The sequence below is a fragment of the Bifidobacterium intestinale genome, from assembly GCF_023656765.1.
In the GTDB taxonomy this organism is placed as follows: Bacteria; Actinomycetota; Actinomycetes; order Actinomycetales; family Bifidobacteriaceae; genus Bifidobacterium; species Bifidobacterium hominis.
The window spans coordinates 153,556-165,799 of record NZ_JAMOKR010000003.1; the positions used below are offsets into that span (position 1 = coordinate 153,556).

Annotated in this window: 8 protein-coding genes; all 8 read right to left on the minus strand. The window is 58.8% G+C overall.

Going from position 1 to position 12,244, the window contains the following annotated elements:
- Positions 1 to 10: 10 nt before the first annotated feature.
- On the minus strand, positions 11 to 1,648 hold the full coding sequence (locus NBH13_RS05315) for a xylulokinase (protein WP_250779203.1): 1,638 nt from the start codon (positions 1,646 to 1,648) through the stop codon (positions 11 to 13).
- Between the two features lie 239 nt (positions 1,649 to 1,887).
- Complete coding sequence (locus NBH13_RS05320) at positions 1,888 to 3,006, minus strand: LacI family DNA-binding transcriptional regulator (protein ID WP_144171231.1); 1,119 nt, start codon at positions 3,004 to 3,006, stop codon at positions 1,888 to 1,890.
- A gap of 76 nt (positions 3,007 to 3,082) precedes the next feature.
- On the minus strand, positions 3,083 to 4,555 hold the full coding sequence (locus NBH13_RS05325; RefSeq protein ID WP_250779204.1) for a Maf family protein: 1,473 nt from the start codon (positions 4,553 to 4,555) through the stop codon (positions 3,083 to 3,085).
- Positions 4,552 to 5,556 carry a homoserine kinase gene (thrB, locus tag NBH13_RS05330; protein WP_250779205.1) on the minus strand — a complete coding sequence of 335 codons (1,005 nt, stop codon included), beginning with the start codon at positions 5,554 to 5,556 and terminating at the stop codon, positions 4,552 to 4,554. The genes NBH13_RS05325 and thrB overlap by 4 nt, the downstream gene beginning before the upstream one ends.
- Positions 5,557 to 5,753: 197 nt before the next feature.
- Positions 5,754 to 7,070 (minus strand): homoserine dehydrogenase, encoded by a 1,317-nt coding sequence (locus tag NBH13_RS05335; RefSeq protein WP_144171229.1) that lies wholly within the window; start codon positions 7,068 to 7,070, stop codon positions 5,754 to 5,756.
- A 214-nt stretch (positions 7,071 to 7,284) separates the two neighbouring features.
- On the minus strand, positions 7,285 to 8,850 hold the full coding sequence (locus NBH13_RS05340) for a diaminopimelate decarboxylase family protein (RefSeq protein ID WP_144171227.1): 1,566 nt from the start codon (positions 8,848 to 8,850) through the stop codon (positions 7,285 to 7,287).
- 5 nt (positions 8,851 to 8,855) lie between these two features.
- Positions 8,856 to 10,646: an arginine--tRNA ligase gene (gene argS / locus NBH13_RS05345; RefSeq protein ID WP_250779206.1), complete on the minus strand. Its 1,791-nt coding sequence runs from the start codon at positions 10,644 to 10,646 to the stop codon at positions 8,856 to 8,858.
- Positions 10,647 to 10,677: 31 nt separating this feature from the next.
- Positions 10,678 to 12,060, minus strand: coding sequence for an amino acid permease (locus NBH13_RS05350; protein WP_099571814.1), 1,383 nt, complete (start codon positions 12,058 to 12,060; stop codon positions 10,678 to 10,680).
- Between the last annotated feature and the right edge of the window lie 184 nt (positions 12,061 to 12,244).

Genomic DNA, 12,244 nt, shown 5'->3' on the forward strand with positions numbered 1-12,244 from the left:
TCTACAAAACTTACTTGGTTTCCAAGGGAATATTTGCGATTGCCGTGTGCTCAATCGGCAGTCCCTTGCGGAAGCGATCGAAGAATTCCTCGAATCCTGCAACGTCGTTTTCGTCCGGATTTTCCGTGGTGGAAGCTGCATCTGCGAATACGCGAGCGTCAAGGAATTCGTCGAGCGGCTGATCGGCGTGCCACAGGTAGTCGGCGAGTACGGCCATGCCCCATGCGCCACCTTCGGCTGCAGTAGACATCACCTTGATCGGCGTATCGAATGCGGCTGCGAGGATCTTCTGGGCAACCTTCGGGGTGGTGAAGATGCCACCGTGACCAACGAGGGAGTCAACGGCAACGCCTTCGTCTTTGGTCATCACGTCCATGCCGATCTTCACCGGGGAGAAGGCGCTGAACAGCTGGGCGCGCATGAAGTTGCCGAGGCTCATGCGGGCTTCCGGACCGCGTGCGAACAGCGGACGGCCTTCGGGGAGTCCTGCAAGGAATTCGCCGGAGCGGAACGGGTAGTTGATGAGTCCGCCGCAGCTGGAATCGACGTCGTCTGCGATGGCGGCGCGGAACAGCGTGCCATACAGGGTGCCGGCGTCGACCGGAGTGCCGATCGCGGCTGCGAATTGGCCGAACAGGCCAACCCATGCGTTGAGGTCGGACGTGAAGTTGTTGGCGTGGCTCATGCCTGCAAGATCGCCAGCCGGAGTGGTGACGAGGTCGACTTCCGGATGCAGGCGTTCCAGCTTGTGTTCGAGCACGACCATGGCGAAGATGGAGGTGCCGGCGGAAACGTTACCGGTGCGCACACGCACGGAGTTGGTGGCCACCATGCCGGTGCCCGCGTCACCCTCCGGCGGGGCGAAGGTAATGCCCGGCTGCAGCGTGCCGGTCGGGTCGAGCAGCTTGGCGCCCTCCTCGGTCAGCGTTCCAGCAGGAGTGCCGGCGACCAGCGGCTCCGGCAGCAGGTCGGCGAGTTTCCACGGCTGGGCTGCGACTTCCGGAATCGCGTTGAACTTCTCGATGAATTCGGTTTCGTAGGTGTGCGTGGTCGGGTCGATCGGGAACATACCGGATGCGTCGCCAACGCCGAGCACCTTCTTGCCGGTGAGCTTCCAGTGCACGTAGCCGGCGAGGGTGGTGAAGAAATCGACCTTGCCAATGTGCTCTTCGTCGTTGAGCACGGCCTGGTACAGGTGTGCGATGGACCAGCGTTCCGGAATGTTGTACTGGAACAGTTCGGAAAGCTTCTCGTGCGCTTCGGAAGTATTGGTGTTCTGCCAAGTGCGGAACGGCACCAGCAGTTCGCCGTTCTTATCGAAGGCGAGATAGCCGTGCATCATGGCGGAGAAGCCGATGCGTCCCACGCGGGTGAGCTTTTCGCCGTAGGCGTTTTCGACATCTTTGGCGAGCGCCGCGTATGCGGTCTGTAGCCCGGTCCAGATTTCTTCCTGCGAATAGCTCCACAGGCCGTCTTCCAAGTGGCTGGCCCAGCCGTAGTCGCCGGCTGCGATGGTGGTGTACGTGTCGTCGATGAGCACGGCCTTGATTCGGGTAGAGCCGAATTCGATGCCCAGACTCGTCTTGCCAGCGCGGATTTTCTCGGCGGTCAGCGCGATGCGATCGTCAAGTCCCTGCTCTTGCGCCATAGTTTCAAACTCCTTGCATCCGAGCGCCTCACAACCACATTGTCGACGGAATGTTAGCGCTCACTGTTAACGCTCACTATTCTAAACAGAAAATGGCGACTATACAAGTTCGACGTGTCACGCAATCGTCAACGTGCTACCAGCAGATCGTCAGCCGATTTTCTTGATATACCGGCATTGCGAAATCCGGCAATCGCAGCACATGCGGCAAAAAGAGATACGAGAATCGCAGGAAATATTCAGCGACGGCTGGCGGTGCCCAAAGATGTACGCCCGATCACCTTTGCGGAAATCAGACCAACGCCATGCTGCGACGAGGCGAACGAATTCTCATCGCCCTCCCCCAGCAAAAACAGCGTCTCACGCATAGCGGCAATGCCGAGCTGTTCAAAATCCGGACGAACCGTAGTCAGCGGCGGGTACATGTTGTCCATGGCGGGCATGTCGTCGAAGCCGACCAAGCTCACATCCTGCGGAATACGCATGCCATGCTCGTGCAGCGCGCGAGCCACGCCAACAGCCTGGCTGTCGTTCGCACACACCATGCATGTCGGCAGATTTCCGCCGGTTCGACCGATATTTTCAAGAATATGGTTCATCTTGCCGTACGCTTCGGTCGATTCCCAGGTTTCGCATTGCACGGTGACGGAACTCACCGTATTGGCCGCGCACAGCTTATTCCACGCCATCAAACGCGTGGCGGCGTCACGCCATTCCTTCGGACCTGCGAAATAAAGCACGGAACGATGCCCATACTCAACCACCAAATGCATCACGTCGGCCATGGCAGCCCACTGGTCCACGCCCACAACGGACACGCGGCGACGGTCAGCGGGCTTCATCAGGCGCAAACCGTCTTGCACACTGACATTGCCATGCGTGGAGGTAACGATCACGCGCGGCTGCGTAATCTGCGCACGGCAGGCGGCAGAGAACATAACATCCGTCGGTGTGAGGAAAATAAACGCGTCCACGTTCATCTCATCGAACGTCGAGCACAATTCGTCGAATTCCGTCTGCGAGCAGAGCGCTTCGTGCACCATGCTCACCGACATGAACAGGCCATGCTGCCTCGCCATCGCCTCAATCGAGGAAATCGCGGAGATCGGGCCATAAAAACGCTGCCCACCCGCAATCAAACCGATAGTGCGGGATCGATGCGAGGCGAGCGCACGCGCGGAATTGCTGGGGCGGTAGCCGAGCGCATCGATGGCCTTCTGCACTTTTTCGCGGGTCGCGTCAGACACGTCGGGGGAATGGTTGATCACGCGCGACACCGTTTGATGGCTGACGCCAGCCATTTTCGCCACTTCGAACATCGAGGGGCGTTTGTTCGCCGCATTGCGCTTGCCTGCCATGCTCCGTCGCCTTCCGCACACTACCGTTGTTACTTTCGACTATTCTACACGCAACCCCGGTTAGCGCTAACAGCGGCTATTTTGCAGCCATTTGCGCGAGTCGCGCGGCGAAATTCGGCCAGTCGGTACGCATGGCGGTCAACAGTTTACGATTGGGGACTTCCTCAATCGGCACCCATTCGATTTCCATGCTTTCGTCGTCGTTGGCCTTCGGCTCTACGCGGTGCCCCGGCTTTTCGAAAGCGAACACGGTGGTGTAGGCCCACGGGCCGTGATCCTCGCAATACGAGCCGACCACGTCGATATCTTCCGGCGTGATGTTGGCTTCCTCGTACGATTCGCGCAGCGCACCCTCGATCGGGCTTTCACCGTCGGCAGTGGCACCTCCTGGAATGCCCCATGTGCCACCTTCCGCGCTCCACACCGCGCGATGCTGCATGACAACATGCGTCACTTCGCCGGTCTGTTCGCTTCGGCGGGCCAGCAGCACGCCGGACGCGCCATTGGTGCCCCAATGCTTGCGGCCGCAATCGCAATCAATCCAACCATCACCCGGCTGATGCACGTTTTCCTTGGGAGGAAGCGGTTTTGCGGCACCGGTTCGCGAATCGTGTTCAACGTTCGGTTCTTGATCGGCTCGCGTCACATTCCACAGGTCCGTCCATTCCACACCGAGTTCGGCGGCCAAGCGGCGCGCCAGCGGAAGGCTCAAGCCGATAATGCCGTGCGGATCGCCTTCGATGGAGTCGATGAATGCTCCCCCAAAACCTTCGAGCGTGAAGGAACCAGCCACCTCCAACGGCTCTCCGGTGGCGATGTACCGTTCGATATCGGTGTCGGAATACTCGCAGAAATGCAGCGTGGCCCTGCTTGCGCCTCGCGCGATGCGCCCGGTGGCGAAGTCGATCAGGCAATGTCCCGTCCACAATTCGCCGGTGGCGCCGCGCATGGCGCGCAGCCGTTCCCGCGCCACGTCAGCGCTATGCGGCTTGCCATAGCATTCGCCGTCAAGAAGGAACATGGAATCGCAGCCGAGGATCAACGGACCGACTTTCGCACGGGTCAGGCTCGGCTTGCCATCAACGAAATCAGCAATCGATTCGGTGATCGTAGGAATGGTGACTCCCGAAAAATCGCGGGTCTTCACATCGGAAGCAGACTGCACTTCGTCCGCACGCAACGTAACACGATGATGTTCTAAAGATTCGGAATCTCCAGTATTTTCAGCATTATTTGAATATTCGGAAGATTCAGCAACGGCTTTCAGCGGAAATCCGACCACACGATCGCCGTGCGCAGCCGCGGCGGTGGAAGCAACGTTACGATACGCCTGATGCACGGCTTCGGCTTTGGCCGTAGCGAGAATCATCACCCGCTGTTCCACGCTCAGATCGCTTACGGCAACGCCCATGGCAGCCGCTTCGCGCTCAAGCGCTGCCGGCTCGTCCACGTTCGATACGCGAATCGTGGGGCAAATGCCCGCCGAGAAGAGCACATCACGGCGAGGCTTGGATTTGGAAGCGAGAATCAGCGGAATGGAGTTGTTCATGCGCGTTCCACCTGCACACCCTTGGTGTCGACGCCCAAATGCAGCACACGCCAATGGCCGGAAGCGAGCTCTTCGGAAGCAAGCTGTTCCAACTGTTCGCGGGCGTCGCCATGATGCAGCACGAGCACGCATGGGCCGGCGCCGGAAACCATGGACGCGAAACCGCGGGAACGCAGCTTTTGGATCAGCGCCCACGACGACTCCATCAAAGGAGCGCGATACGGCTGATGCAGACGATCCTGCGTGGCGGCGAACAGCAACGCGTTGACGTCCTGACGCTGACCAGTCGCCAGCATCGCAGGATTCATGGCGGCCGGCAGCAGGCTCACGCGAGACACATTGTGCACGGCATCCTTGAACGCCAGCTGACCCGGCAGCGCCTGACGCGCCTTTTCGGTGGACAGTTCATAATCCGGCACGAACACGGCTGAGGTCAGATCGTCGGCAACACGATAGTTGATGGTATGGAAGCCCTTGTGCAACGGCTCGCCACCTGGAATCGGCACGGAACCGACGCCTTCGGGGGTTTCCATGTCCCAAGACATGGTGAGCCCGCCGTACACGGCCGGAGCCACGTTGTCCGGATGGCCTTCGATGGCCGCAGCAAGCTCAAACACGGCATCACGGTTGAGTTCGTCGTCCTGCGCGAAGGCGGCCGCGGCTGCGATGCCCGCCACAATGGCCTCTGCGGAAGAGCCCATGCCTCGTGCCTGAGGAATGTTGTTGTGAGCCTGAAGAATGAAGCCCACACGGCCCAGACCAAAGGTCTGGCATGCGCGGCGGAACGTGGAAACCACCAAGTGGGTTTCGTCACGCGGGAGAGTATCGGCGCCTTCGCCTTCGATCATCACCTGAGCCGCAGTGTTCACCGGATCGGCGCTCAGTGTGAATTCAAGTTCGTCGTGGTAGTCCAGAGCAAGTCCGACCGTATCGAAGCCAGAACCAAGGTTGGCGCTGGTGGCCGGAACACGTACGCGTACTTTACGAGTAACTGGAGTCATCTCTCGTCGTCCTTCGTCACATATTCTTTACAAATGTAGCACCGTATACCCGAAAGGGTACAAGAGTCAAATTCAAGCCCATAATCGGCAGGTAATTCAGCAAACAATCGGCAAGCAATTGCCCAACACAGCAGCCGGAATATGAACAAAGAGACGGCTGCCCAATCGCAACGATTTGAGCAGCCGTCTCATGACTGTTAGTTAAGCACGCGGAGGATGGAAGGCTCTCCGACCACGCAGTCGAGTGCACACACGTCTTCCACGGTTTCGCGCAGGGTCAATTCGTCGGTCATGTGCGTGACCAAGCGCAGCTGCTGCAGTTCGCCATCATAACCCGGATCCTTCAGCGTAGGCTTGAGGTCCTGGTTCACACCATTGATGGACACGCCATGCTCGGCGAACTTGGCCGCAATGGCTGCCAGCACGCCCGGATTGTCGTGAATCACGAAACGCACGGCGAACTCGGCCTTGGAAGCCTCGATCGGAGCCTTCTTCAAATCCTTATACAGCGGAATGGCCGGGCCGGTGCAGCCCTGTGCGATGTGACGAGCCTCGGTCACCACATCGCCGACCACCGCGGAAGCGGTCGGAGCGCCGCCAGCGCCACGGCCGTAGAACATGAGATCGTCGGCCGCTTCGGCCTTCACAAACACCGCGTTGAAAGAGCCGTGCACAGAAGCCAGCGGATGATCGTTGGAAATCAGCGCCGGATACACGCGGGCAGACACGCCGGCCTCGCCGTTCTCCACCACGGCCAACAGCTTGATGACCTTGTTTTCGGAGGTTGCGGCGGCAATATCGTCGGCGGTGATCTTGGTGATGCCCTCAACAGACACATCGTCGATGGTCACGTTGGTGTGGAAGCCAAGCGTGGCCATGATGGCCGCCTTGTTGGCCGCATCGTAGCCCTCGATGTCTCCGGTCGGATCGGCTTCGGCATAACCCTTGGCCTGAGCGTCCTTCAACACGTCGTCAAAGTCGAGGCCCTTGGTGGTCATTTCGTCAAGAATGTAATTCGTAGTGCCGTTGACGATGCCGAGCATACTCGTCACCTTGTCTCCGACGAGGGATTCGCGCAGCGGCTTGAGGAACGGAATCGCACCGCCCACGGAGGCTTCGAAGTAAATGTCAACGCCCTTGGTTTCGGCGGCCGCATAGATTTCCGGACCATACTTGGCCAGCAACGCCTTGTTGGCGGTGACCACGGAAGCGCCGGATTCGATGGCCGCAAGCACGAACTTGCGGGCCACGCCGGTTCCACCGATCAGCTCGACCACAATGTCGGCATTGGTGGCCACGCTCATGGTGTCGGTGGTCACCACGGACTTGTCGATCCACGGGAACGGGTCGGTTTCCGACGGATCAAGGCAGGCGACGCCGGTCAGTTCGATCGGTCGACCGATGCGTGCGGCAAGCTCTTCCTTCTGCTCCACCAGCAGGCGTGCGGTCTGAGAGCCGACCGTGCCCGCGCCCAACAATCCAACGCGAATCGGCGCAACATCTTCCTGTGCCAAGGCATCCTCCCTTGAATGTGAAGTATTGGTGTAACCCTGCCTATTGTACGGTCCCGATATGACGTAAGACCGCGAAATCATACGAAAATGGACGGTTTCTGAGCTTTGCCCCGAAAACCGTCCATGCTGCATCCATGCTGCGTCCATGTTGCGTCCGCAATTTGAGACGAATCGCCATGAACAATACGAAACACGAGCGAAACGCCACGAATCGCTATTCGCTCACATCCCAATCCAGCAGATCGTCGACCGTCTGACGGCGGATCATCACATGCGCATCTTGCTCGGATACGGCAACAACCGCAGGAATCAGCGCCTGATTGTAATTGCTGGCCATCGTGCGACCGTATGCGCCCGTAACAGGCACCGCAAGCACGTCACCGCGCTGAATGTCGGCAGGAAGACGCACCTCGTTGACGAGGATATCGCCCGATTCGCAATGCATGCCGACCACACGGCACAACTTGGTTTCGCTGGAACCCTCACGATTGGCGATTTTCGCAGTGTAATCCGATCCGTACAATGCCGGGCGAATATTGTCGCTCATACCGCCGTCAACAGACACGTACACGCGTTCCGTAACCGGATTTCCGGCCTTGTCTTTCGCGTTTCCGGCAAGCTGAACCGGCTTGACCGTGCCCACGCGATACAAGGTGACGCCGGTCGGAGCGACCGTCCAACGGCCAGGCTCGAACGAAATGACCGGAGCGGGCATGCCAAGCGCGCGATTCACGGCGGTGACCGCATCGGCAAGGCGGGCAAGTTCCGTATCGAGATCCATGGAATCCTCGCCATCGGTGTAGGCCACGGAATAGCCGCCGCCCAAGTCAACCTCCGGCAGTGTGTATGCGTCGGTGGCGTAGAAGGTCTTGCGCAGCAGCATCATGCGCTTCGCGGCCTGAATGAAGGCGTCCGCATCGTGAATGTTCGAACCGATATGCGAATGCACGCCGACCAGTTCGAGCACGTCCTGATGGCGGTAGATCTCCTTCAATACGGCGAGCGCGGGACCATCAGCCACCATGGTCATGGCTTCGGCGAGTTTGCGGTCGCCTTCGGAAACCTTCTCGTGGCTCATGTCGTACGGGTATTTGATGTCGTACTGCAGCTGGCGTTCTGCGCTTTCGCTTTCGCCTAGGCGTGCGTTCGAGCCTGCGGGGGTCACGTCGGTCAGATCGTCAAGCACGTTCAGCTTGCTCGCATCGGCACCGGCCGGCAGCAAGGCGACGCCGAACTTCTGGTCTTCGTGCGCGGTAGACACGAACTCGTGACCGCCCGCATGAATGCCGGACGTAACACGCAACATCACGCGAGCGCGCTTGCCGAGACGCTTGGCGATTTCGGCGATACGGGCCGGCTCGTTCGGCTCGTCCACCACGATTTTGGCGAAGCCTTCGGTAATGGCGAGTTCGATTTCCGCATCGGACTTGTTGTTGCCGTGCAGCACGAGTCGTCTTCCGGGAACGCCTGCGGCAAGCGCGATACGCATCTCGCCCATGGTGCAGGTGTCAATCAGCATGCCGGATTCGGTGACGATGCGGCAGATCTCCTTGGAAAGCAGTGCTTTCCCGGCGAAACTGACGTGGGTTACGGTGTTGTTGAACGCATTTGCCGCGGACTTGACGAATTTAGTGGCACGGGCTCGCACGTCATCAGTGTCGATAACGTAGAGCGGCGAACCGAATTCGTTCAGTAGGCTTTCGGCAGTGCGGCCATGGAACGTGATTTCACCTTGTTCGTTCACGTCGGAGCCGGCCGGCCAGATGGGGGTGACTGCCATGGCGATCACATCCGGTCTGGGGCTGCGACGCCAAGCAGGTCAAGACCTTCGGCGATAACCGTCTTGACTGCGTCATTGAGCTTCAAACGTGCAGCCGCACGAGCCGGTTCCGGAGCCTTGGCAATGCGCAGAGCTTCGGCCTGTTCGCCGCGAGCTTCCGGATCGGTGAGTTCCATAGGCACCACGCGTTCCACGTTGTACCACTTGTGGTAGGTGGCTGCGAGATCTTCCAAGTAGTGGGCCACACGATGTGGGGCGCGCAGGTCGCCGGCTTCGCGCAGCAGGGCCGGCCACTGGGCGAGCGCGGCAAGCACTTCGCCGTCGGCGGCGGTGTCGAGCAGACTCACGTCGGCACCCTCGTAGGTGATGTTTGCTGCGGCTGCATTGCGGTCCACATTGCAGGAGCGGGCGTGCGCGTACTGCACGTAGTACACCGGATTCTCGTTGGAATGCGAAGCGAGCAGGTTCAGGTCGATATCGACCGGGGAATTGTAGTCGGTGCGTGCCAACGAATAACGAGAAGCATCCACGCCGATAGCGTCGGTCAGATCGTCAATGGTCACCACATTGCCGGCGCGCTTCGACATGCGCACTGCCTTGCCGTCCTTCAGCACGTTGACAAGCTGTCCGATAAGAATCTGCATGTTTTCGCCAGGTTCGTCGCCGAATGCGGCGCACATGGCCATCATGCGGCCGATATAGCCGTGATGGTCGGCACCCAGCATGTAAATGGCGATATCTGCCGGATCATTGTCACGATGGCGCTTGTTGCGATAGTAAGCAATATCAGCTGCGAAATACGCGTAGTTGCCGTCGGACTTGATGATCACACGATCCTTGTCGTCACCATGCTTGGTGGATTCGAACCAGGTTGCGCCATCCTTTTCGTAAATGTCGCCGCGTTCACGCAGATCGGCGATCGCCTTGTCGACTTCGCCATCGGAATACAGGCTGTTCTCATGGAACCACACGTCGAAGTTCACACGGAAATCCTTCATGGATTTGCGGATTTCGTTGAACATCATCGGCACTGCACGCTTGCGGAATTCCTCACGTTGTTCGGAATCGCCTTCACCCAACGGATTGCCATCGTTGTCAGCGCCACCGTCGACGCGCGGCAGGTCGAGAATCGCAATGCCGTCGGCATTGGCCTCATCGATGACGCGACGCGCGATCTCATCGATATAAGCACCCTTGTAACCGTCGATCGGGGTTTCCTCACCGTGAGCGGCCGCAACCAGCGACTTCGCGAAACGATTGATCTGCTCGCCATGATCATTGAAATAGTATTCGCGCACCACCTGGGCACCGTTCGCCTCAAGCACGCGGGCCATGGAATCGCCGACCGCAGCCCAACGGGTGCCGCCGATATGGATCGGACCGGTCGGATTGGCGGAAACGAACTCAAGATTCAGGGTCTTGCCGGAAAGATGGTCGTTCTTACCGTAGTTCGTACCCTCGTTGAGCACGGTGTCAACCACGGCAGCAGCGGACGCGGAATCAAGCACAATGTTGATGAAGCCGGGGCCGGCCACTTCCACGGACTTGATACCATCGGCATTGGCAAGTTCCGCAGCGAACAATTCAGCGAAATCATGAGGCTTCATGCCGGCTTTCTTAGCCAGCTGCATGGCCGCGTTCGACGCCCAATCGCCGTGCGCGCGGTCCTTCGGACGCATGACGGCGAATTTGGCCTGTGGAGGGATGAGATCGGTGGTCAAGGTGCCAGCCTTGCCTTCATTCACAAGGTTATTGGCAATATTGAAAATCAGTTCACTAAGCGCTTCTGGACTCATTCCTCCAAGTCTACCGATTATGCAGACAGAATCAGCCTTGCGTATCGCCCCGCGTATCATCCTGCAGTTTGCCATGCTTCCTGTGCCAGGCCACTGAAGCGTAATAGCCGATATAGCAGATCGCAACGAACGGAATCATATACAGCAATGTAGAGCGCTGCGACGGATCGCAAATCACCAAAACCAATGCGCCAATGCACATCACAATCGCAGCGATCGGCACGAACGGAAAACCGGGGGCACGATACTTCAAATCGTCAACCGAATGGCCTTGAGCAAGCCACTGCTTGCGGAAACGCAAGTGGCAGACGGAAACCGACGCCCACACCACCAGCGTGGCCAAGCCGGAAACCGCAACCAACGCCAAATACACCGTCGAAGCGGCAACCACGGAAGACAGCAACGCCAACAGCGATCCGGCCATACTGAAAAACACCGCGAACACGGGCACACCATGGAAATTCGTCTTGCCGAGCGCGCGCGGAATCATACCCTCCTGCGCAAGCGACCAAACCATACGCGAGCACACATACAAGCCGGAATTCGCAGCGGACAGCACCGCCGTCAACACCACGAAATTCATCACATCGCCGGCAAACGGCATGCCGATCGACTGGAACACGAGCACAAACGGACTCGCATCGACACCCGACTGATGCCACGGAATCAGCGCGGACATCACCGCGATCGAGCCGATGAAGAAAATCGCAAGACGCAACACCGTAGTATGCACGGCCTTCGGAATCGCCTGCGCCGGATCCTTCGTCTCCCCCGCCGCAACACCAACGACCTCAGTGCCCGAAAACGCGAACACCACCGTCAGCAGCGTCGAGAAAATCGGGATCACACCATTCGGGAGCCAGCCGTCATCATAGAAATTCTCAAACAGCGGAGCATGATCGTAACCGGCAATCGGAATCGCACCAAACATGGCGAGCAAGCCGACCACAATGAACGCGATAATCGCGAACACCTTGATGGACGCAAACCAGAATTCCGACTCGCCATACAGTCGCACCGACAGAATATTGAGCATGAACACCACTGCAATGAACGCGGCGGACCAAATCCACGCGGGCGAATCAGGAAACCAACGTTGCATCAGCAGACCAGCGGCCGTGAATTCCGAAGCGAGCGCCACCGCCCAATTCAACCAATACAGCACGGCGATGGTGAACGCGGTGCCGGGGCCGATGAAACGCTTCGCATACAGGTGGAAACTGCCGGCATACGGCATAGCCACCGACAGTTCGCCGAGGCTGAGCATCACAAAATACACAAGTATGGATCCGATGCCATACGCGATGATCGCGCCAAGAGGGCCGGCTTGGTGAATCGTGTAGCCGGAGCTGAGAAACAAGCCAGTGCCGATCACGCCACCCAGCGAAATCATGGTCAGATGGCGAGTTTCCATCTTACGTTCAAGACCGCCCTGCTCGACTTCAGCGGATTCAGCGGCGTCAGTGCCTGCAGTAGATGCGTTGACTTGCGATTCGGTCATGCGCGACTGCTCCTTCATATTTGGCTGGGCGCGTTCTTGCGTTTGCATGCGTTTGCACAATACCCAAACGCATTACTATACGGAAATCGGTGGAAAC